The organism is Chitinophaga sp. YIM B06452 (genome assembly GCF_039655965.1).
Lineage (GTDB): Bacteria > Bacteroidota > Bacteroidia > Chitinophagales > Chitinophagaceae > Chitinophaga.
Map to the genome: position 1 here is coordinate 80,742 of NZ_JAWLKY010000004.1, position 22,164 is coordinate 102,905.

General features: G+C 52.3%; 16 protein-coding genes. 8 read left to right on the forward strand and 8 right to left on the reverse strand.

Features of this window, described 5'->3' with window-relative positions; genetic code table 11:
• Positions 1 to 24 precede the first annotated feature (24 nt).
• Positions 25 to 3,027, reverse strand: coding sequence for a GH92 family glycosyl hydrolase (locus R3I13_RS20265; protein ID WP_346319795.1), 3,003 nt, complete (start codon positions 3,025 to 3,027; stop codon positions 25 to 27).
• Positions 3,028 to 3,208: 181 nt separating this feature from the next.
• Between R3I13_RS20265 and R3I13_RS20270 the strand changes: the two genes are divergently transcribed.
• Positions 3,209 to 4,390: an ATP-binding protein gene (locus R3I13_RS20270; protein ID WP_346319796.1), complete on the forward strand. Its 1,182-nt coding sequence runs from the start codon at positions 3,209 to 3,211 to the stop codon at positions 4,388 to 4,390.
• 66 nt (positions 4,391 to 4,456) lie between these two features.
• On the opposite strand, the gene R3I13_RS20275 is transcribed toward R3I13_RS20270, so the two are convergent.
• The 6 genes from R3I13_RS20275 to R3I13_RS20300 form a co-directional block, all read right to left on the reverse strand.
• The gene (locus R3I13_RS20275; RefSeq protein ID WP_346319797.1) at positions 4,457 to 5,239 is read right to left on the reverse strand and encodes an endonuclease/exonuclease/phosphatase family protein; all 783 of its coding nucleotides are present in this window, start codon (positions 5,237 to 5,239) and stop codon (positions 4,457 to 4,459) included.
• A 98-nt stretch (positions 5,240 to 5,337) separates the two neighbouring features.
• The gene (locus R3I13_RS20280) at positions 5,338 to 6,222 is read right to left on the reverse strand and encodes an alkaline phosphatase (protein WP_346319798.1); all 885 of its coding nucleotides are present in this window, start codon (positions 6,220 to 6,222) and stop codon (positions 5,338 to 5,340) included.
• Positions 6,223 to 6,397: 175 nt separating this feature from the next.
• Entirely contained in the window at positions 6,398 to 7,156 is a 759-nt protein-coding gene (locus tag R3I13_RS20285) for a copper homeostasis protein CutC (RefSeq protein ID WP_346319799.1), read from the reverse strand.
• Between the two features lie 82 nt (positions 7,157 to 7,238).
• Positions 7,239 to 8,312, reverse strand: coding sequence for a N(4)-(beta-N-acetylglucosaminyl)-L-asparaginase (locus tag R3I13_RS20290; protein ID WP_346319800.1), 1,074 nt, complete (start codon positions 8,310 to 8,312; stop codon positions 7,239 to 7,241).
• 20 nt (positions 8,313 to 8,332) lie between these two features.
• Entirely contained in the window at positions 8,333 to 9,298 is a 966-nt protein-coding gene (locus tag R3I13_RS20295) for an ROK family protein (protein ID WP_346319801.1), read from the reverse strand.
• Positions 9,270 to 10,904 (reverse strand): MFS transporter, encoded by a 1,635-nt coding sequence (locus R3I13_RS20300; RefSeq protein WP_346319802.1) that lies wholly within the window; start codon positions 10,902 to 10,904, stop codon positions 9,270 to 9,272. Before R3I13_RS20300 ends, R3I13_RS20295 begins: the two co-directional genes overlap by 29 nt.
• Positions 10,905 to 11,088: 184 nt before the next feature.
• Here R3I13_RS20300 and R3I13_RS20305 point away from each other — a divergent pair, with 184 nt between their 5' ends.
• Entirely contained in the window at positions 11,089 to 12,414 is a 1,326-nt protein-coding gene (locus R3I13_RS20305; RefSeq protein WP_346319803.1) for a sugar MFS transporter, read from the forward strand.
• Positions 12,415 to 12,522: 108 nt separating this feature from the next.
• The gene (galK, locus tag R3I13_RS20310) at positions 12,523 to 13,671 is read left to right on the forward strand and encodes a galactokinase (protein ID WP_346319804.1); all 1,149 of its coding nucleotides are present in this window, start codon (positions 12,523 to 12,525) and stop codon (positions 13,669 to 13,671) included.
• Positions 13,672 to 13,773: 102 nt separating this feature from the next.
• On the opposite strand, the gene R3I13_RS20315 is transcribed toward galK, so the two are convergent.
• A complete protein-coding gene (locus R3I13_RS20315) occupies positions 13,774 to 15,171 on the reverse strand; it encodes a Gfo/Idh/MocA family oxidoreductase (RefSeq protein WP_346319805.1) in 1,398 nt (465 codons plus the stop codon).
• A 282-nt stretch (positions 15,172 to 15,453) separates the two neighbouring features.
• Here R3I13_RS20315 and R3I13_RS20320 point away from each other — a divergent pair, with 282 nt between their 5' ends.
• The 5 genes from R3I13_RS20320 (at position 15,454) to R3I13_RS20340 (ending at position 22,144) form a co-directional block, all read left to right on the forward strand.
• Positions 15,454 to 17,487, forward strand: a complete 2,034-nt coding sequence (locus R3I13_RS20320; protein WP_346319806.1) for an alpha-L-fucosidase — start codon at positions 15,454 to 15,456, stop codon at positions 17,485 to 17,487.
• 429 nt (positions 17,488 to 17,916) lie between these two features.
• Positions 17,917 to 18,687: a GNAT family N-acetyltransferase gene (locus R3I13_RS20325; RefSeq protein ID WP_346319807.1), complete on the forward strand. Its 771-nt coding sequence runs from the start codon at positions 17,917 to 17,919 to the stop codon at positions 18,685 to 18,687.
• Between the two features lie 95 nt (positions 18,688 to 18,782).
• The gene (argG, locus tag R3I13_RS20330; RefSeq protein ID WP_346319808.1) at positions 18,783 to 19,979 is read left to right on the forward strand and encodes an argininosuccinate synthase; all 1,197 of its coding nucleotides are present in this window, start codon (positions 18,783 to 18,785) and stop codon (positions 19,977 to 19,979) included.
• Positions 19,980 to 19,991: 12 nt separating this feature from the next.
• Positions 19,992 to 20,966, forward strand: a complete 975-nt coding sequence (gene argC, locus R3I13_RS20335; protein WP_346319809.1) for an N-acetyl-gamma-glutamyl-phosphate reductase — start codon at positions 19,992 to 19,994, stop codon at positions 20,964 to 20,966.
• A 53-nt stretch (positions 20,967 to 21,019) separates the two neighbouring features.
• Positions 21,020 to 22,144, forward strand: coding sequence for an aminotransferase class III-fold pyridoxal phosphate-dependent enzyme (locus R3I13_RS20340; RefSeq protein WP_346319810.1), 1,125 nt, complete (start codon positions 21,020 to 21,022; stop codon positions 22,142 to 22,144).
• Positions 22,145 to 22,164: the final 20 nt, after the last annotated feature.

Sequence of the window (22,164 nt, forward strand, 5' to 3'; positions counted from 1 at the left end):
GTTGGGTTTTGGAAACACAACATACTATTCTATAATGATTTCATCCGCAAAAATATGACAAGGCTCGCCCTTGCCCGGGTGCCAGTCCGGGATGATGCCATGGTTGGCAGCTACAACCTTTACGTAGCGGGCCTTCAGATTCACGGGGAGGCTCAATACCTGCGTGAAGCTGCCGTATTCGCGGTCGGAGAAAGTGTTCTTTACCAGGCCGGCGGAGGTGAAGTTCCTGCCGTCGTTGGAAGTGAGGAATTCCACCTGCGTGGGGTACCAGATCCACGAGCCAAGGTCCTGCAGTACGCCGAGCCCCAGCTTATGCAGCGCGCGCGGCGCTTTCAGGTCTACGATCGCTTCGAGGTTGCCGGGATAGTGGCTTTGCCAGGCACCCAGCCTGAAGTCTTCCTGCCCGTGGATATTGTCTATCAAAGCATCCGGCCCGCCTGCATCGAACTGCGGGTGGATCTTAGACAGCACTTTGATGGTCTTGTCTGTAGGAATGAGGAAAAAAGGTGTAGACACGATGTGGCTGTATTGCCCGTTCTTAAAGCCCACTGCCTTCAGCGTAGCGGTTTTGGTAAGCGTGAACGGCTGCGTGTAACGTCTGGAAGCGGCAGTAGGTTCCGATCCGTCTAAGGTGTAATAGATTGCGGTGCCTGGTTCCACTGCTTTCAGCGATACCTGCATGGAATGTTTGAACCGGTCGGAAGGAGCAACCACGTAGGGAACTGCAACAATAAGATCACCGCTGATCTCGCTCACCGGCGAACCTTCGGCGCTGGCCCATGTTTGCGTGGGCGCATCTGTCATCTCGAACTCCATGATGCCGCCATTCATGATCAGCTCATGCGGAACGGATGAAGTGGGGAGGTTCATCGAAGCGGTGGTTGTTATGCTGCTCTGCTTTATAGCAGTGGTTATAGAATCTGTAGTCGTGTTGGTTTGCATTGTTGTAGCGGTTCTCTCATGAAACACTTTCACATTCTTCACATAGAAATTTTTCCCGCTCAGGTTCTTCGCCTTAATGGTAAAGGTCTTGCCATTCTCCAGGTGAATGTTCACTTCTTCAAAAGTGGGCGTGCCGATCGCATACCGGCCATCACCGGGCCTTACAGGATAAATGCCCATGGCACTCATCACGTACCAGGCGCTCATCTGCCCGCAGTCTTCGTTGCCGCTCAGGCCGTCGGGCGCATTGTGGTACATGGTGTTCATGATCTGGTGCACCAGCTGCTGCGTTTTCCAGGGTTGGCCCACGTAATTGAACAGGTAAGCGATATGATGGCTGGGCTCGTTACCATGCGCATACTGGCCAATAAGGCCGGTAATGTCGGACTGGTGGCGGCCGCTCAGCTTGTCTTCCGTGGTGAATAATTTATGCAGCTTTTGTGTGAATTTCTCCCTGCCGCCGTTCAGCCTGATGAGGCCGCTTACATCCTGTGGGGCGTAAAAGCTGTATTGCCAGCTGTTGGCTTCGGTGAAGTAGTTATTCACTTCGGTGGGATTGAACGGGCTCATCCAGCGCCCGCCGATCTTTCCGCGCATAAAACCGGTGGATGCGTCGTACAGGTTCTTGTATGATTGCGCACGCTTCATGTAACGTTTATACACCGCAGTGTCGCCGAGCATATTGCCCATCTGCGCGATGCACCAGTCGTCGTAGGAATATTCCAGTGTGCGGGAAACGGATTCAGGCTGGGTGTCCATGCTCAGGTAGCCCTGCCGGATGTAATACTGCATGCCGAAACGTTCGCCTTCGGCATAGCTGCGCATGGCTTCCAGCGCGTATTTCGCGTCGTACCCGCGGATGCCTTTCTGGTAAGCGTCTGTGATCACGGGTACGGAATGGTAACCGATCATGCAGAAAGTTTCGTTGCCGCTCAGCTCCCAAACGGGCAGCATGCCGCCGTATTTGTATTGTGCGAGGAAGGTGTTGATCCAATCGTTTGTTTTCTGCTGGTTGATGATGGTCATAAGCGGATGCAGTGCGCGGTGCGTATCCCAGAGGGAAAACACGCTGTAGTTCTCAAACCCTTCCGCCCGGTGGATCTTCAGGTCGGTGCCACGGTATTGGCCATCCACGTCCATATAGAGGTTGGGGTTGAGGCAGGCGTGGTACAGCGCGCTGTAGAACATTACCTGCTGATCGTTCGTTCCGCCTTTCACTTCAATTTTCCCTAATTCTTTATTCCATGCGGCTTTGGCGTTGGCCAGCGTACCATCGAAGTCGAAGCCGGGCATTTCCGCGTCCAGGTTTTTTAATGCGCCTTCTTCGCTGACGCCGGAGATGGCCACTTTCACGTAGAGCGGCTGCTGCACGTCGAAAGTGAAATACGCTTTGATGTTGCGGCCTTCCGCGCTGGTGAGGGCGCCTTTGGAAGTATCGCCCAGCGCTACATCGTGCGATCTTGCAGGGCGGGAAAACTTCATGGCGAAGAATAATACCTGGTCCTTGGCCCAGGAAGTGGAGCGGCGCATACCTACTACGGTGCTGTCGTTCACGATCTTCAGGCTGGAGTTGATCACAATATCCCTGTGATAAAGGTCCAGCAGCACATGACCTTCAGCGGCGCCCTGCGGGAATTCATATTTGTGCAGGCCCACTCTTTTCGTGGCGGTGAGCGATGCGAGGATGTTGTATTTATCCAGCTTTACGCTGTAGAAACCTGCGTAGGCCTTTTCATTCTTATGGGAAAAGGGTGAGGCATATTCATCATTTTTCCAGGAAGGTTTGCCTGTAACAGGCATCAGCAGCACATCGCAGTAATCTTCGATGCCGGTGCCGCTGAGGTGGGTGTGGGAAAAACCATACATGATGGAATCGGTATAATGATATCCGGAGCAGCCGTCCCAGCCTTTGAGGCGCGTATCAGGACTGAGCTGTACCATACCAAAAGGCATGCTGGGGCCGGGATAAGTGTGGCCATGGCCGCCGGTGCCGATAAAGGGATTTACCTTGGATGCGTAATCCGTTTGCTGCGCGCTGGCAGCGGTTGCCAGCCCGAGCGCCAGCATAACCAACCAATTTTTCATTCACTGTTTATTTAGTTCCTGCCCCGGGATCACCGCGCTGATAAGGCTGCGGCGCCGGGAAGGCTAAAATAAGGAATTTTGAATCGCTAAAACGTTTTAGTCTGGGGAATTTGGTAGTTGCCCCAAAGAATACTGACAATCTATCCTTGTAAATCGAACATTTAGTGTTATAATTGCAAGGATGATTAAACGTGATGCAGAAAGACCGATTATTCAATTGCTGGAAGAATTTCCGGCTGTTGGTGTATTAGGACCACGACAGGTGGGCAAAACCACGCTGGCAGAAGAAATTGCGGTGGAATTTCAGTCAGATTCCCTGTATCTGGACCTGGAAAGTCCCACAGACCTGGCAAAACTGAGCGAACCTGAACAATATTTTGAGCTGCATAAAGGAAAGCTGATCATTCTTGATGAAATACAACGTATTCCTGAACTGTTCAGGGTACTTCGGGGTGTCATTGACCGGCACCGGCGCCAGGGGTTCAAAACAGGCCAGTTCCTGATATTGGGTTCAGCGTCTTTAGATCTGCTGCAGCAATCTTCTGAATCTTTAGCAGGGCGCATAGCATATAAGGAATTATCCGGTCTCACGGTAAATGAGGTAAGCAAAGGAAAGAAGAACAACCAGGATCAACTTTGGCTGCGGGGCGGTTTCCCGGACAGCTATCTCGCGCAAAGTGACGCCGCAAGCCTGAGGTGGAGGATGAATTTTATTGCCACATACCTGGAACGGGATGTGCCACAGTTTGGTTCCCGAATGGCGGCATCGTCATTACGTTTGTTATGGACGATGCTGGCTCACAACCAGGGCGGGCAGCTGAACATCGCCCAGTTGGGTGCTAACCTCGGCGTTGCGCCGCCTACTGCAAAAAGATATATCGAATTGCTGGAAGATCTTTTGCTGATCCGTTCGCTTCGTCCGTGGTCAGGCAATATCGGGAAGCGGCTGGTGAAAGCGCCGAAGATCTACATCCGGGATAGCGGCTTAACACATGCTTTATTGGGCATTAATACTTTTGATGATCTTTTAGGTCACCCGGTAGTAGGTGCAAGCTGGGAAGGTTTTGTAATTGAGAACTTGTTATCCAACCTGCCGGTGGGCGCTACTCCCTGGTTTTACCGCACGTCAGCCGGAGCGGAAATTGATCTTGTAATTGAGCTGGGTACCCAGAAGCGGTATGCAATTGAGATCAAACGTTCAATGGCGCCCACCGTGTCTAAAGGGTTTTACATGGGTTGCGAGGATATCAAAGCAACTCACCGTTTTATTGTTTACCCCGGAAATGAACGTATCCCCGCTGCCAATGAATCAATGATGATACCACTTATAGAATTGATAAGAGAGTTCCGGGAACTTTCCTGATCGAGGACGCCAAACAAAAAAGACCGCCCCTTGAAGGAGCGGTCTATACAATATCTCATAGCTTATTTATTTCAGCAACACCTCCGCAATCACCGGCCTGTGGTCCGATGCCACGGTTTCTTCCACCACCTGCACGTTCATCACATGCCACTGTGTTTTGTTGTAGAGGAAAATGTAATCCAGCTTCTGTGTGGGTTTGTCTGAAGGCCAGGTGGGGCCCAGCTTTTCAGTGGCGTCTGCAAAGTTTTGTTTAAAGATGCTTATTTCTTTTGATGCGGGCTGCGCATTCATATCGCCTGCCACGATCAGCGGCAGCGCGGGATGCGCCTGTACATGCTGCATGAGCAGGTTCACCTGGCTGAGGCGGTCAGCGGGATCGTCCAGGTGATCCAGGTGGGTGCTGATGAAGCGGAGCAGGCTGTCGCCGGGAAGCTTTACGGTCACTACCGCGGCATTGCGGGGCTCGCTGCCGGCGCCTTTGGCGGGCAGGGCAATGTTCTGGCTTTTTTCTATCGGGTAGCGGCTGAGGACGCCGTTGCCAAAACCGCCGCCGTCAAATTCCATGGCCTTGCCGAAGTAGATATACATGCCTGTGATCGCTGCCAGTTCTTTCAGCTGATCCGTTTTATTGACGCGGGAAGTAGAGCTGTCCACTTCCTGTAAGGCTACCAGGTCGGGATTGGTGGCGAGTATCACGTTGGCAATGCCCTGGATGTCCAGCTGGCCCTGCGTGTTCTCGCCATGATGAATGTTGTAGCTGAGCACTTTGATCACCTGCCCCTGTACCTGCGCCAGTACAGGATACGAAGCAGCAAGGGTTAGCACGAAAAGAAAAACGATTCGGTACATAAATATTCAGATTAAGAATTTCCGGATGATATCGGGCCATATTTCATTCTTCCTGGCAGGTTACAACTATCATGCCCGCATATCCACCGGAAACCCGGCTACTTGCCGAAGATGTCCTTCACCGGCCTGCCCACCCACTCCTGCGGCGTTTTGAGCCCGAATATCCAGGCAATAGTGGCGGCCGTGTCGTAGGTCATCACACTTTCCTGCACTTCATGGCCTTTTTTGATGCCTTTGCCTGTAAAGATCCAGGGGATCTGCATTTCCACCATCGTTTTACCGCCGTGGCCTTTATTGATGCCGCCATGGTCGGAACTGAGGATGAGCACGCTGCTGTCCCACATCCCTGCGTCTTTCACCGCCTGCACGATCCTGCCTAATAAAACGTCATTCTTATGCACTTGTTCATAGTACTCGGGAATGTCGTGCCCGATGCCATGACCCACCCCGTCGGGCTGATCGAAATGTATGAAGAGAAAGCCTGGCTTTTTTTCTTTGATATAGGCTACCGCCGCATCGGTAGTGGCGGTGTCGTTTGGGCATGCCTGCTCTTTGTTCACTGCTTTTTTCGGGAACAGGTAACCAATGCCTTCCCAGCTGTAGATCACTCCCATTTCAATGCCTGGCTGCTGCCGGCGGAGCAGGGTGACTATGGAGGGGAAAAGCCCGTATTCATCCAGGGCTCTCGGCTCTGCTTCAGGCGTTTTGCTGCCCCATTCTGTAAAACCATGCAGCTCCGGGCCTGCGCCCATGATCATGCTGGCCCAGTTCACCGCGCTGGAAGAAGGAAGTACGCTGCGCGCCTTTAAGGTCCAGCTGCCTTCTTTCATCAGCTGCTTCATCACCGGGTTGTCCGCCTTTTCAATGGCATAGGCACCCAGGCCGTCCATACCAATGAGTATAACATGTTTCACACCTTTCACCTGCGCCTGTACCGCTAATCCGCAGCACAATACTAAAGCTAAGAAGCCTGCTTTTTTCATGTCTCGACTAATTTAAAATTTATTTAATGTATCAACAATAAAGAAGTATGCACATCCGGGAGATGTGGATAAAAGTAGTGAATATATACTATACTTTGTTTACTATTTATAAAAATAACAAACAGGTAATATCGAAAAAGCGTCAGTGGATATTATTTCAAAGGCAGGAGATCATTCAGCTATTCAGTCCCTTTTCCGCTTCTTCGCGGATGTGTTTTACAGTAGCTGCTTTTGTAACGGCGATGCCGTACTCGGGTACGCCGGGAATGCCGCCCATGCTCACATTGGGATTGCGGTATTGCATGCGGCTGTCGTCGTATTCTTTAGCGGTAGTATGATATTCTTTCGCGCGCGTAGCGGCGGCGAGCGCGGCGGCGTTATGATCACGCAATCCTGCGCCTGCCATGATGCGGATACGGCCCGCGGCTTTTTTTACCAGCGTGGCGATCAGTTCAGCGCCTTCCAGGGCTGTATTGCGCTGGCCGGAGGTCAATATCCGCTCACAGCCGGTTGCGATCACATCCTCCAATGCCTGCAGGGGATCCGCCGTCATATCAAATGCACGGTGGAAGGTAACGCCCATCGGCTTTGCCAGTTCCACCAGTTCTTGCGTGCGTGCCTGGTCCACTTTGCCGTCTGCCGTGAGCAGACCGGTCACGACGCCATCGCAACCCAGTTGTTTGCACATTTTAATATCTTCTTTCATGATGGCAAACTCCTGTTCATCATATAAAAAATCTCCCCCGCGCGGCCGGATGATAGGGTAGAGGGCGATATTCACCGCTTCGCGGGCCAGCTTGATGGTGGCGTAACTGGGCGTGGTGCCGCCTTCCAGCAGGTTGTCGCAAAGCTCTATCCGGTCTGCGCCGCCTTCCTGCGCTGCTTTGCAGGAAGCCAGCGATGTGGCGCATATTTCAAGGGTGATCTTTTCCATGTTTGCAAAAATAAGGAGGGATGCGATAAAAAAAGAGCGCATCATAACGATACGCTCTTTTAAAAAAATATTTCCGTGATGATCAGAAGTGATGTTTTCCTTTGATCAGCTCTTCTTTATCGTCGCCGGTGGTTACCGCGTAGCTGAAACCTTCGTGCAGGCAATACGCCCCGTGCTCGCCCTTTTTGTTGAGCGCCAGGAAACCGATCTGTATGCCTTTGGCCCGGTCCGGATTCTTTTTCACGATGCGCATGACGGCTTCTTTGCAGGCCGCTTCGGGAGAATATCCCTGGCGCATCAGTTCCACTACCAGGAAACTGCCCACCACGCGGATCACTTCTTCGCCAACACCGGTAGCGGTGGCGGCGCCCACTTCATTGTCCACGTAAAGGCCCGCGCCAATGATGGGCGAGTCGCCTACGCGGCCGCGCAGCTTGAATGCCATGCCGCTGGTGGTACAGGCGCCGGAAAGGTTGCCTTGCGCATCCAGCGCCACCATGCCAATCGTGTCGTGGTTGTATACGTTGCCGGGAAGTTTCAGCGGGCTGAACGCGGTAGTGTTCGCCTCGTTTCCATTAAAAGCGCTGGTGCCTTTTTTGCCTTCGTAGCTTTGGTTTTCGATGTTCATCACCGGTTTGTACTCCGATTTTTTGAGCCATTCTTTCCATGCTTTTTCAGACTCGGGCGTGAGCAGGTTCTCTTTCTTAAAACCATTCTCCAGCGCGAACTGCAGGGCGCCTTCGCCTACGAGCATCACGTGCGGCGTTTTCTCCATCACCTTGCGCGCCACTGAAATAGGATGCACAATGTGTTCGAGCGCAGCCACGGAACCGCAGTTGCCCAGCTCGTCCATAATGCAGGCGTCCAGCGTTACGTGGCCGTCCCTGTCGGGGAAACCGCTGTAGCCTACGGTATGATTGTTTGGATCGGATTCTGGTACATGTACGCCGGCTTCCACCGCGTCCAGCGCACGGCCGCCCTTTTTGAGCACCTGCCATGCAGCTTTGTTGGCCGCAATACCGAAATCCCAGGTGGATACCACGATGGGCTTCTGCCCTTTGCCCTTGCGGGATTGCGCGGCGGCGGGCAGTCCGTCTATGGAGAGCGCTGCTGCGCCCAATGCCGCTGTTTTAAAGAAATTCCTTCTGCTGTTCATACCTCACAATGTTACGGAATTTAGTCTTTCATTTCCCATGCCATTGCGCTGGCGCCAAGAATGGCGGCGTCGCTTTCTTTCAGTTCGGAGAACAGAAGTTTGACCTTGTTCTGGAAGATCGGCAACAGGTTCTTTTCCATGTGCTCGCGAACGGGCCGCATGATGAGGTCGCCGGCCTGGGTGAGGCCGCCGAAGAGTACGATGGCTTCAGGGCTGGAGAACATCACGAAGTTGGCCAGCGCTTCTCCCAGCACTTTGCCGGTATATTCATAGATCTCGATCGCCAGTTTATCGCCTTTGATGGCGGCTTCGTAGATCATCTTGGAATCGATCTCTTCCGCGGTGTGGTTGCGCAGCAGGCTTTCCTGGTCAGGCCTTGCCGCCAGCAGTTCCAGCGCGGTGTTGGTAACGCCGGTAGCGGATGCATACGCTTCAAGGGAACCGTGCGCGCCGGTGCCATGGTGCAGGCGCCCGCCGGGGATAACGATCACGTGGCCCAGCTCGCCTGCAAACCCGTCGTGACCGTAAATAAGCTGGCCATTGGCGACAATACCGCTTCCCACGCCGGTGCCCAGCGTGATAGTGATAAAGTCTTTCATGCCGCGTGCCGTACCGTAGGTCATTTCACCGAGCGCCGCCGCATTGGCGTCGTTGGTGAGCACGGTAGGGAGGCTGAATAATTCCTCGAGCATCTGCGCAAGGGGTATAATGCCCTTCCAGCGCAGGTTAGGAGCATATTCAATGTTTCCTGTGTAATAGTTACCATTGGGCGCACCTACGCCAATGCCTTTAATGTTCTCAATACCGCCTACCTGTTCGATCAGCTTTGTCAATCGCTGATGCAATTCAGCCAGGAACATGGTAACTTCTTCGTGAGCTTTGGTTGACATGCGGTCCTGGCACAAGATGTTGCCACGACGGTCTACTATTCCAAACTTTGTATTAGTACCTCCAATATCAATGCCCACCGCTAGTTGCTGACTCATAGTCTATACCTTGGGATTTTAAAATTGATTTAACACGGAATGCAAAAAATGCAAGATAAGCGAAGCAGATCACCGGCACAATATACGACATGTGGATGCCGATGGCCGGAATATCTGAAAAGCCGCCCTGCAGTGGCGGAACGAGCGCGCCGCCGAGGATCATCATGATCAGGAAGGAAGAGCCCTGGCCGGTGTATTTCCCAAGTCCTGCGATGGACAGGGAGAAGATGCAGGGCCACATCACGGAGCAGAAAAGGCCGCCGCTGATGAAGGCGAACAAGGCTACAGGCCCGGTGGTGAACAAACCGATCAGCATGGCAACAACGCCCATGATGCCGAAGGTGAGCAGCGTTTTGGCCGGTTTGTCCTGCCCGTAAAAGAAACCAAGTATCTGGATCACGATACAGATCGCGAAAGGATATAATTTGGTGATGTCGTTACCTTTCAGCGCGTTTACGCCGAGGATCACGCCGTATGCGATAAAAGGCACCACAACAGATAATACCTGGCGGGTGGTCTTGGAAACGTTGAATACGCTGATGGCGCCGGTCCAGCGGCCGATCATCAGCCCGCCCCAGAAGATGGCGATATAGGGGCTGATCTCTGATTCATGCAGGCCTTCGGCGGTGAGGAAGCCCGGTTTTTTGAGCAGCTCGCCGAGGTTGGAAGAAGTGCTCACTTCCACGCCTACATATACGAAGATGGCGATCATGCCCATGATCAGCTGCGGATATTTCATGGCGCCCCATCCGTTGCCATTGCCGCGGGATGCGAATTGCGCATAGAAAAGGATCACGAGGATGCCGACGATGCCCGCGATGAAATAAGGCAGCGGTTTGGTCGTGATGCCGATGCCGCTGGCGATCACGAGGAACATCAGCGTGATGCCCAGCAGGGTGCGGGTGGCTTTGGGAGAAGATTCAAAATGATCGTCTTCCGTGCCCTTCGGCATTTTGGTAGCGGCGAAAATGCCTGCTGCAGCGAGGAACAGGGCTACGAGGGTAATATATAATATGTTGATCTTGCTGATGTCTGTATCGCCTGATGTGCCGGCTACTTTGGCGGAGCCGAACAGCAGGATGCTCACGATGAGCGGGCCGATGGTGGTGCCGAAAGAGTTGACGCCGCCCGCGAGGTTGAGGCGGTGCGCGCCTTTAGCCGGGTCGCCGAGCAGGATGGCGAAGGGGTTGGCGGCGGTTTGCTGCAGGGAGAAACCAAGCGCTACGATAAAATATGCCCCGAGGATAAGATAGAAGGCAGCGGTCTTGTTTTCCATGCCCAGGCCAAGGTTCACCGCGCCGATGGTAACGGCGGCGCCCACGCCGGAAATGAGCAGGCCATATATAATGCCTTTTTTGAACCCGATGCGGTTGAGGATGTCTACCCCCTTGAAAGCGGAAAGCAGGTAGAGGATGAGGGAGCCGACGAAATAAGCGCCGTAGAAGGCGAAATCGACCAGCTGTGATTGTATTTGCGTCAGTTCAAAATGCGCTTTACAAAACGGGATGAGGATACTGTTAGATGCCGCAACGAACCCCCAGAAAAAGAATACCAGAATGAGTACGAAAAACGAGGGATGCGTACCTTGTTTACTTTGCGTGGACATATACCAAATTGTATTTTGACAAAATATGGCTCTAAATGTATAATTATTTTTTTGAGAAAGTGCCAAAATAAAGGAAAAAAGCTGTATTTTCTTAATTGCTCAAACGTTTTAGCTAATATATTTATGAAATATGAGAATTGTTGCCTATGTTCGTGAATTCTTGACCAATCAACCTTAGCTACTCATGAGTATTAAATCCGCTACAGTGGCTGCTTCCCGCGAAGGGGGATACAAGCAGGCCATGATCATTATCGGAGGTTTATTCGCCGTATTTGGTTTTGTGACCTGGCTGAACGCTTCCCTCATCTCATTTTTAAAGTTATTATGCGATCTTACTGATTCCCAGTCACTGATGGTGACCTTTGCTTTTTATATTCCTTATTTCCTTTGGGCGCTACCTGCGTCATGGGTGTTAAAAAAGATGGGTTTCAAAAATGGCATGGCTTTCGGCTTGGTCGTAATGGCTGCGGGTTCCCTTGTTTTTATACCGGCTGCTAACCAGAGAAGCTTTATTCTCTTCCTGGTAGGACTTTTTATACAAGGGGCGGGTCTGTCTCTCTTGCAAACCGCCACCAATCCATATATCAGCATTCTTGGTCCGATTGAAAGCGCCGCTAAACGCATCAGCATCATGGGCATCTGCAATAAACTGGCGGGAGTGATTAGTCCTCTCATTCTCAGTACCATTTTGCTGAAAAATGCCACGGCTGTGGAAGAACAAATCAAGACGACTACAGATGTAGTTGTGAAGAATCAGCTGCTTTCAGAATTGGCTTCCCGCGTGATTATGCCGTATATTGTGCTTACTGTGTTCTTGGTGATTGTTGCATTACTCATTCGTCGTTCTTCCCTTCCCGAAATCAATGCAGAGGAAGAAGATAGCTCTGGCAATGCTGTTCCTGCGCGTAAAAGTCTGTTCAATTATCCATATCTCTGGCTAGGGGCCCTGTGTATCTTTACTTATGTTGGCGTGGAAGTAATGGCCGGCGACGTGATAGGCACTTATGGACTTAAGCTCGGCATGAGTCCGGATACCGCCAAATACTTCGGTAGTCTCACTTTAGCCTGCATGCTGCTGGGATATATTATCGGTATCTTCACAATCCCCAAATTCTTAAGCCAGGATGTTGCACTCCGTGGTTCAGCCATCCTGGGAATTGTTTTTACCGTAGCTGCATTTTTTACCGATGGATATACAGCTGTAGCCTGCATCGCCCTGCTTGGCCTGGCCAATGCACTTATGTGGCCTGCAATTTTCCCGCTGGCCATTGAAGGCCTCGGGAAATATACCAAGATTGGTTCCGCCATCTTAATCATGGGCATTGCTGGTGGGGCCATTCTGCCACAGATATACACTGGCCTTTACGAGGAAAAAAGTCTTTTTGGAGGGTTTCTTCATAGCCAGGGTATAGACTTTAAGGAAGGTTTCATGTATTCTATGGTGCCATGCTATGTGTATATCCTCTTTTTTGCCTTAAAAGGGCATAAAATTGGGAAAATACGAGCTTAAATACTTCTCATCATATTAAAAAAGACCGGCTTATAAGTCGGTCTTTTTTTATTCCCAAAGAAAAATCGCTGGGTTTTTATATTTTTAGGTGTCAAAAGTACCCTTATTATGATATCGCAAGCAACTGAGCAGTTTAAGAAGTTATTCCACAAAGAACCGCTGATCGTTTCCTCTCCCGGCCGCATCAACCTTATCGGTGAGCATACAGACTATAATGAAGGTTTTGTATTGCCCGCTGCTATTGATAAAAAGATCATTTACGCCATTGCCCTCAATGGTACAGACACCTGCAATGCCTACGCATTGTTTAACCATGAAATGGCCTCTTTTTCGCTGAAAGACATCCGCCCGACCGAAGGCTGGATCAATTACCTGAAAGGCGTGGTATACCAGCTGCAGCAGCGCGGCCTCGAAGTAAAAGGCTTCGATTGTGTGATCACCGGCGATATTCCCATCGGCGCGGGCATGAGCAGCTCTGCCGCCGTGGAAGGAGGGCTCAACGTTGCGCTCAATCATCTTCTCGGTTTTAACCTCAGCCGCATGGACATGGCAAGGGTAGGACAGCTGGCGGAACATACCTTCCCCGGTGTGAAATGCGGCATCATGGACCAGTTTGCCAATCTCCACGGGCAAAAGGACCGCGTGATGCTGCTGGATTGCCGCAGCCTTGAATTCACCTATTTCCCCTTCGAATTCTCCAAAGAATATAATATCGTGCTGGTGAATTCCATGGTACACCACTCCCTCGCTTCTTCCGAATATAACGTGCGCCGGGCGCAATGCGAGGAAGGCGTGAAGATCCTCCAGGAATTTTTCCCGGACATCAACAGCCTGCGCAACCTCACATCTGCACAGGTAGAGCAGTACAAGGACAAGCTGCCACCCAAAGTATACGACCGCTGCCGCTACGTGACCGGGGAAAACGAGCGCGTAGAAAAGGCCTGCGCGCATCTCCAGCGCAACGAGCTGAAAGAAGCGGGCGAGCTGATGTTCGCTTCCCACGAAGGCCTGAGCAAACTCTACGAAGTATCCTGCCCTGAGCTGGACTTCCTGGCCGGCCTTGCGAAGCAGCGTCCTGAGGTGGCCGGCGCCCGCATGATGGGCGGCGGGTTCGGCGGATGCACCATCAATCTCGTGAAATCCTCAGCCGTGGAAGCTTTCGTGGCTTTTGTGAAGGGTGAATATGAAAACAAATACGGAAAAGCACCGGAAGTGTATGTGACGTCTATCGAAGATGGGGCAAAGGTGGTGGCGTAAAGCAGCCATGGCATGTTTATTTGAAGGCTTCTATTCCATTAAGGATAAAAAAGGGCGCCCTGAGAGGAGCGCCCTTATACTTTTCATCTATCTTAAACAGGTTTAATACTCTCCATCCAGCGCAAAATTGGGTTTGCGGTTGATCCAGCGGCCGCGCGTGAAGTCCGGGATGTATTGCACGGCGCCGCCTTCCAGGATGGACTGCTCGCTCAGCGGCGTGATCGCATACCAGGTGGCCAGGTCGTACACGTCCATCTGGTAGTCTGTACCGCGTTTGATGCTTTCAATGAAAGAATTGATCACGAACCAGTCCATGCCGCCATGGCCCGCGCCGGATGCGTCGTTGGCGTATTTTTTCCAGAGCGGGTGATCGTATTTGCCCATGTAGCTTTCAGCGTCTTTCGGGTCGCCGGCTTTTTCCCAGGTATGCGGTTTGGTTTTGCCTTCAATGTGAATGCTGTCGAAATCATCCATCCACAGCCCGTTGGTGCCCTGCACGCGGAAGTTCAGCGAATAGGGGCGGGGCAGGTTGGTGTCGTGGCTCAGCATGATGGTTTCGCCGTTGTTGGTTTTGATCAGCGTGCTCACGATATCGCCCAGCTTGAATTCCACTTTGGCGTTAGGATGGTTCGGGCCGCCTTTGGGATGATCCATGATGTATTTATGCAGGCCGCGCGATTTGGTAGCCACCGAAGTGAGCGACAGCAAACGGTTGCCGCGGTTGATGTTCACCATATTGTTCACAGGGCCGAGACCGTGGGTCGGGTAGAGGTCGCCGTTGCGGTGAACGGAATGGTTGGTGCGCCATTTGGCTTCGGAAACGCCTTTGTCGCCAAACTCAACGCCGCCGCCATAAAGCTGCTTGCCGTCGTTGAATTTCACTTCGCGCAGATCGTGCTGGTAGCCGCCCTGGAGATGCAGCAGCTCGCCGAAAAGACCCTGGCGAACCATGTTCAGCACTGCCAGCACATCGCGGCGGTAATTCACGTTCTCCATGCCGAATACGGGAATGCCCGTAGCTTCTGAAGTATTGACCAGCTCCCAGCATTCCTGGATATCGGCCGCGCCGCAAACTTCCACGGCAGGCGTAACGCCGGCGCGCATGGCGTCTACGGCCTGCACAGTGTGCCATTCCCAGGGAGTGGCGATGATCACTGCATCTATGTCGCCGCGTTTCAGGAGGTTCTTATAGTCGTGCGGACCTTTGGTGTATTCAGCTACTTTGCGTTTTGCGCCATAATGTTCGCCGATCATTTTGCGGATCTGCGGCAGGGTGAATTCCGTGTCGGGATCTGCAATAGCCACTACTTCCACGTCGCTGCGGCGGAGGCAGAGATCCAGGTGGTTCAGGCCGCGCGCTCCCACGCCGATCAATCCTACTCTTACTTTTTCTTTCTTTTCGGCGGCAAATATCCGGGCGGGCGAGTTCAGCAGGGAGAGTCCCACGCCTGCCGCCACGCTGTTCCTGATGAACTTTCTGCGATGCAAGTGCTTATTCATAACTTTTCTATGTGTTTAAAAGAGTAACATGTCCGATTAACAGCTTTAAATGTATAGCTTTAACGGCATCATCCGCAATGCGCGTTTATGAATTGTGACATTCCTGTGATAGATGGCAAATGCGGGGTTTTTCCGGCCCAAGGCCCCAGTACCAGCAGCAGCGCGCCCCGCAAACGGTTGTTAGCGTATTATTTTATCATTCTCTGTCATGATATTACCAAACTAGAGGAAATGAACGCCGGGATGTTATTTTTATGATCACACGTTTGCAATTACAGTATTATGAAAAAAGCGGCACTCTTTTTTTTATTGGCCATTTGCGGCAAAGCCTGGGCGCAGCCTGAGATCAAACCTTTCGGCGCGTTGCCTTCCAATGCGCAGGTGAAATGGCAGCAGCTGGAATACTACATGTTCATTCACTTTGGCCCGAACACCTTTACTGATAAGGAATGGGGCCATGGGGACGAAGATCCCAAAGTGTTCAATCCCACGGAGCTGGACGCCCGTCAATGGGCGCGTACCGCGAAGCTCGCGGGCATGAAAGGCATCATTATCACCGCCAAGCACCACGACGGGTTCTGCCTCTGGCCCAGTGAATACAGCAAGCACACGGTTCGCGAAAGCGCCTGGAAGAACGGCAAAGGCGATGTGCTGGCTGAATTATCCGCCGCCTGCAAGGAATACGGCCTGCTCTTCGGCGTGTACCTTTCTCCCTGGGACCGCAACCATCCTGCTTATGGCACGCCGGAATACAACCAGGTGTTCGCCAACCAGCTGCGCGAAGTGCATACGAAATACGGCCATGTGTTCGAGCAGTGGTTCGACGGCGCCAATGGCGAAGGACCCAATGGCAAAAAACAGGTATACGACTGGAACCTGTTCGAAGGCACCGTTAAAAAATATCATCCTGAAGTGATCTTCTTCAGCGACGCAGGCCCTGGCTGCCGCTGGATCGGTAATGAGAACGGTTTTGCAGGCACTACTAACTGGAGCACCATCAATCGGAAAGAATTTGCGCCGGGCATGCACGGCATCCAGGATAAGCTGAACAAAGGCCAGGAAGGCGCGACCGACTGGGTGCCTGGTGAAGCGGACGTATCCATCCGTCCGGGATGGTTCTACAGCCCCAGCACTGACGATAAGGTGAAAACGCTGCCCTGGCTGCTGGACATTTACTACGGCTCCGTTGGCCGCAACGCCAACCTGCTGCTGAATGTGCCGGTAGACCGCCGCGGGCGCATCCATGAAAATGACTCCCTGCGCCTGATGGAGCTGAAAAGGACACTGGATGCGGATTTCAAGACCAACCTGGCCGTGCGTGCCAGGACCGCCGTTACCAACGGCCGCAACGGCAGCTCGGTTTCCAGCGCCATTCATCTTACCGACAATAACTACAACACTTACTGGGCTACAGCCGAAGGGCAGCTCACAGCAGATATCGATCTTAGTTTTGAAAAAGAGATCACGTTCAACCGCCTGGCTATCCAGGAGTTCATCCCGCTGGGCCAGCGCGTGAAAGCTTTCTCCGTAAGCGTCCTGGAAGGAAAGGAATACCGTGAGATCGCCCGGGAGACCACGATCGGCTATAAACGCATCCTTCGCCTGCCCAATACTACTGCCAAAAGCGTGAAGATCACCCTGCTGGATGCACTGGCCAGCCCCGTGATCAGCGAGGTGAAGCTCTACAAAGCGCCCGAGCTGCTGGCGGACCCGGTGATCAAACGCAGCAAATCAGGCGAGGTAACCATTACCTGCCAGTCGCCGGACCCGGTGATCTACTACACCACAGACGGCAGCGAGCCTACCACTGCTTCCCGGAAATACGAAGGCACGGCTTTCTCTTTCCCCGGCAGCGGCACCATTAAGGCCAAAGCCTATATCAACAACGGCAAACAATCCGGCGCCACCATCACCCAAACGCTGGATGTTGCTCCAGGCGGCTGGAACGCGGTAACGCCTGGCGCTGAAAAAGCAGTGGATGGCGACCCCGCCACTGCCTTCCGGAATGCGGAGATGAAATATCCCGCGGAGCTGGTGGTGGATATGGGCGCGCCCGTAACCGTGAATGGATTCACCTATACGCCACATCCCCGCGGCGGCATTGTATACCAGTATGCCTGGTATGTGAGCAACGACGGGAAGGAGTGGGGTGAGCCGGTGGCAAAGGGCAGCTTTGCCAACATCCTGAACAACCCGGTGAAACAAAGCATAAAGCTCTCACAACCAGTAAAATGCCGTTATTTCAAGCTGGTGGCACTGGCCCCGGCGAATGAGAAAGACGCGGTGCCGGCATTTGCTGAAACAGGCGTGTTCTAGCAGCCGGGGCAGCGGCCGGAAAGCCCTCTTTCAGCCCCCCGCCGGAGATACCGGTAAAAAGAACGGAAACGCAGGCAGGGCCGCGTTTCCGTTCTTTATTAATTTAACAAAAAAAATCGGTTGCATATTTAAATATGTTATAACTTTGCGGATACTTTAATAACTAAAGACGATTTTTATAACAATTTAATGTCGAACTGAAGTTGGAATACATCTCAACCCATACCAACATCTCTGCTTACCACCCTTCTTTCGAAGGGGGCGTATACGCTATTGGGTTTCCTGTCTTTAGATATCTCTCCCGACGACCTCGTATTTGATAGCGCCGTTAACCACACCCGCTATCGCACCATGATCCCCCTCATGGGTTTTTCCGGCAACGGAATTTTCGCATCAATTTATTGAATCACAATTTTCAATTTTAACAAGTTGGAAAATAAAGATATCATCGTTCGGGCAGCTACTGCCGACGATAAGCATTATGCCAAAACCATCACCGATGAGATGGAGGCTTCTGCTAAAGCCCGTGGAACCGGCATTGCCAAACGTTCACCGGAATACGTGCAGCTGAAAATGGAGGAAGGCAAAGCTGTTATTGCCCTCACCAAAAGCGGCGAGTGGGTGGGTTTTTGTTACATCGAAGCATGGGGCCATGAAAAGTTCGTGGCCAACTCCGGCCTTATCGTAAACCCTGCCTTCAGGGGCCATGGCGTAGCCAAAGCCATCAAGGAAAGGATCTTCGAGCTGAGCAGGAAAAAATACCCGGACGCAAAGATCTTCGGTCTCACCACCGGCCTGGCAGTGATGAAAATTAACTCAGACCTCGGTTATGAACCCGTAACTTACAGTGAATTAACGGACGACGAGGAATTCTGGAAAGGCTGCCGCAGTTGCGTGAACTTCGACGTGCTCACGGCCAAGAACCGGAAGAACTGCCTCTGCACCGCCATGTTGTACGATCCCGTGGAAAAAGCGAAGGAAGCGGAAGAAAAGGCCGCTGCTGAGAAGAACAAGCTGGTGATCACCACGGAAGGCAGCATGCAGGAGGAAAGGAAGAAGCGGAAGTTCAAAGGCAACTTCTCCCTTTTTGAAAGGTGGGTGCGTTACAAAAAATATGTGCTGCTGAAAGCGGCCAGGAAAAGCGGCGGCAGCGGCGCGGCAGGCACCAGCAAGAAACGGTTTTTCTTCGGGTGGTTGTAGTCTAATGAGATAACAGAATTAAAAGACAAATAAGATCAAATGAAACCGGCCTCAAGCCGGTTCCATCTGGCAAATAAAAAGACAAACGCGAACAAATGAAAAAAGTTGTACTGGGATTCAGCGGAGGGCTTGATACATCGTACTGTGTAAAATACCTGTCCGAAGAAAAAGGCTATGAAGTGCATTCCGTGATCGTAAATACGGGCGGTTTTACTGCTGAAGAATTGCAGGAGATCGAGAAACGCGCCTACAGTCTGGGTGTGAAGAGTCACAAGACAGTAGATGCGGTTCGCTCTTATTACGATAAAGTGATCCGGTACCTCGTGTTCGGCAATGTGCTGAAGAACAATACCTACCCCCTGAGCGTAAGCGCCGAGCGCATGAGCCAGGCCCTTGCCATCGCGGAATACGTGAAGGAAGTAGGGGCGGACGCAGTGGCCCATGGCTCTACCGGCGCCGGCAACGACCAGGTGCGGTTCGACATGATCTTCCACATCATGATCCCCGGCGTGGAGATCATCACCCCCATCCGCGACCTCAAGCTGAGCCGCGAAGAGGAGATCGCTTACCTGCAATCCAAAGGCGTGCAGGTGAATTTTGAAAAAGCCATGTACTCCATCAACAAAGGTATCTGGGGCACTTCAGTAGGCGGTAAGGAAACGCTCACCTCCAACGGTATGCTGCCCGAGCACGCATGGCCCACACAGCTGACCAAAAACGAACCCGAGCAGGTAGAACTTACTTTCGAGAAAGGCGAACTGCTGGGCGTTAACGATAAAAAATTCACGCATCCCACCGATGCGATCATTTACCTGCAAAGCATTGCCGGCGCTTTCGCCATCGGCCGCGACATTCACGTGGGCGATACCATCATCGGCATCAAGGGCCGTGTGGGCTTCGAAGCAGCCGCTCCCATGGTGATCCTGAAGGCGCACCACGCGCTGGAAAAACATGTGCTCACCAAATGGCAGCTGAGCTGGAAAGACCAGCTGGCGCAGTTCTACGGCAACTGGATGCACGAAGGCCAGATACTCGACCCCGTGATGAGGGACATTGAAGCTTTCCTGCAGCACAGCCAGGAAAATGTAAGCGGCAAAGTATCCGTAACCCTGATGCCTTACCGCTTCCAGGTTACAGGCATTACATCCTCCTACGACCTGATGAGCAGTAAATTCGGCAAGTACGGGGAAATGAACTCCGGCTGGAGCGGTGAAGACGTGAGAGGTTTCAGCAAGATCTTCGGCAACCAGACCATGATCTGGCACCAGGTGAATGAAGAAAATAAAAAGTAAAAGATATTTACGATGAAGAGATTCAGGGCAGGAATTATAGGCGGGGCGGGCTACACCGGCGGCGAAACCATCAGGCTGCTGCTGAACCACCCGGACGTTGAACTGGCATTTGTGCACAGCCGCAGCAATGCCGGCAATCCCCTGCACGCCGTACACGCGGACCTGCTGGGGGATACCGACCTCGTGTTTACCGGCGAGATAGATAACAGTGTGAACGTTATATTCCTCTGCCTCGGTCATGGCGAAGCGAAAAAGTTTTTGGAAACGGCCGATATAGAAAACAGTGTGCATATCATCGACCTGAGCCAGGATTTCAGGCTGGGCGAAAGCGTGAAAGGCCGCGAGTTTGTATACGGCCTGCCAGAAGCAAACCGCGACGCGATCAAAAAAGCGCATAACGTTGCCAATCCCGGTTGTTTTGCTACCGCAATACAATTGGGTCTGTTGCCGCTGGCAAAAGCGGGCCTGCTCAATGAAGTACATACCACCGGCATTACCGGCTCCACCGGCGCCGGGCAAAGCCTTAGCGCCACTTCGCATTTTACGTGGAGGGCGAATAATATTTCAACCTACAAAGTGCTCACCCACCAGCACCTGAAAGAGATACGACGAACCTTGCAGGGCCTCCAGCCTGCTTATTCAGGAGCGCTCAACTTCGTGCCTGTACGCGGCGATTATCCGCGCGGCATCTGGATCACTTCGTATCTCAATTCCGATCTTTCACTCGAAGAAGCATACGAATTGTACACGGCGTATTACGAAGGCCACCCCTTCACGCACGTGAGCAAAAAGCAGATCGATCTCAAACAGGTGGTGAACACCAATAAAGTCCTGATCCAGCTGGAAAAAGTGGACGGCAAACTGGTGATCCATTCTATAGAAGATAATCTGGTAAAAGGTGCGTCCGGGCAAGCCGTGCAGAATATGAACCTGGTACTGGGGCTGGAGGAAACAGCGGGGTTGAAGCTCAAGTCCATCGTGTTTTAATTTTCTTCCAATCTTTCAGAAAGATCAGAGCCTCTGATCGCAAAAAATTAAAAATGAAACTGTTCGACGTATACCCGGTAAACGATATCACCATTACCAAAGCCGAAGGCTCTACCGTTTGGGACGATAAAGGCCAGCAATACCTTGATCTCTACGGCGGTCATGCTGTGATCTCCATCGGTCACACGCATCCGCACTACGTACAGCGGCTCACTGACCAGCTGGGCAAAGTGGGTTTTTATTCCAATTCCATCCACATCCCGCTGCAGCACCAGCTGGCGGAGAAACTGGGTAAGGTCTCCGGGAAGGAAGATTACCAGCTGTTCCTCTGCAATTCCGGCGCAGAAGCCAACGAGAACGCACTCAAGCTCGCTTCTTTCCATAACGGCAAAAAGAAAGTGATCGCTTTCAAAAAAGCGTTCCACGGCCGAACCTCACTCGCAGTAGCAGCAACAGACAACCCGAAGATCGTTGCCCCGGTGAACGAAACGGACAACGTGGTGTTCCTGCCCTGGGAAGACCAGGCCGCGCTGGAAGCCGCTTTCAAACAATATGAAGTGTCTTCCGTGATCATCGAAGGCATACAGGGCGTGGGCGGCATCAATGTTGCGTCTCCCGCTTTCCTGCAAAAGATCAGGACGCTCTGCGACGAGCACAACGCTGCATTCATTGCGGACTCCGTGCAGTGCGGTTACGGCAGGAGCGGTAAGTTCTTCAGTCATGACCATGCCGGCGTGAATGCGGATATTTACTCCATGGCAAAAGGCATGGGCAATGGTTTCCCCATCGGCGGCATCATCATTTCCCCGAAGTTCAAACCCGTGTATGGCATGCTGGGCACCACTTTCGGCGGTAATCACCTGGCTTGCGCCGCAGCGCTGGCGGTGCTGGAAGTGATCGAAAAAGAATCTCTGGTAGAGAATGCAGGCGTAGTAGGCAATTATCTCATGGAAGAGCTGAAAAAATTGCCGAAAGTAAAAGAGGTAAGGGGCCGCGGCCTGATGATCGGCATTGAACTGCCTGAAGAGTTGGCGCATGTGAGAAAAGAACTGTTATTCAAACACAAGATATTCACCGGCGAAGCAAAGCCGAACGTGATCCGTTTGCTGCCGTCCCTGGCGTTGACCAAAGAACAGGCAGACCACTTTTTAACCGCATTTAAAGCAGAATTAAACTAATGGTGCTCCCTCACGGGAAC

Excerpts from the sequence above, each read along its gene's own strand:
- R3I13_RS20265 (WP_346319795.1), bottom strand. The coding sequence starts at position 3,027 with ATGAAAAATTGGTTGGTTATGCTGGCGCTCGGGCTGGCAACCGCTGCC.
- R3I13_RS20270 (WP_346319796.1), top strand. The coding sequence starts at position 3,209 with ATGATTAAACGTGATGCAGAAAGACCGATTATTCAATTGCTGGAAGAA.
- R3I13_RS20275 (WP_346319797.1), bottom strand. The coding sequence starts at position 5,239 with ATGTACCGAATCGTTTTTCTTTTCGTGCTAACCCTTGCTGCTTCGTAT.
- R3I13_RS20280 (WP_346319798.1), bottom strand. The coding sequence starts at position 6,222 with ATGAAAAAAGCAGGCTTCTTAGCTTTAGTATTGTGCTGCGGATTAGCG.
- R3I13_RS20285 (WP_346319799.1), bottom strand. The coding sequence starts at position 7,156 with ATGGAAAAGATCACCCTTGAAATATGCGCCACATCGCTGGCTTCCTGC.
- R3I13_RS20290 (WP_346319800.1), bottom strand. The coding sequence starts at position 8,312 with ATGAACAGCAGAAGGAATTTCTTTAAAACAGCGGCATTGGGCGCAGCA.
- R3I13_RS20295 (WP_346319801.1), bottom strand. The coding sequence starts at position 9,298 with ATGAGTCAGCAACTAGCGGTGGGCATTGATATTGGAGGTACTAATACA.
- R3I13_RS20300 (WP_346319802.1), bottom strand. The coding sequence starts at position 10,904 with ATGTCCACGCAAAGTAAACAAGGTACGCATCCCTCGTTTTTCGTACTC.
- R3I13_RS20305 (WP_346319803.1), top strand. The coding sequence starts at position 11,089 with ATGAGTATTAAATCCGCTACAGTGGCTGCTTCCCGCGAAGGGGGATAC.
- galK (WP_346319804.1), top strand. The coding sequence starts at position 12,523 with ATGATATCGCAAGCAACTGAGCAGTTTAAGAAGTTATTCCACAAAGAA.
- R3I13_RS20315 (WP_346319805.1), bottom strand. The coding sequence starts at position 15,171 with ATGAATAAGCACTTGCATCGCAGAAAGTTCATCAGGAACAGCGTGGCG.
- R3I13_RS20320 (WP_346319806.1), top strand. The coding sequence starts at position 15,454 with ATGAAAAAAGCGGCACTCTTTTTTTTATTGGCCATTTGCGGCAAAGCC.
- argG (WP_346319808.1), top strand. The coding sequence starts at position 18,783 with ATGAAAAAAGTTGTACTGGGATTCAGCGGAGGGCTTGATACATCGTAC.
- argC (WP_346319809.1), top strand. The coding sequence starts at position 19,992 with ATGAAGAGATTCAGGGCAGGAATTATAGGCGGGGCGGGCTACACCGGC.
- R3I13_RS20340 (WP_346319810.1), top strand. The coding sequence starts at position 21,020 with ATGAAACTGTTCGACGTATACCCGGTAAACGATATCACCATTACCAAA.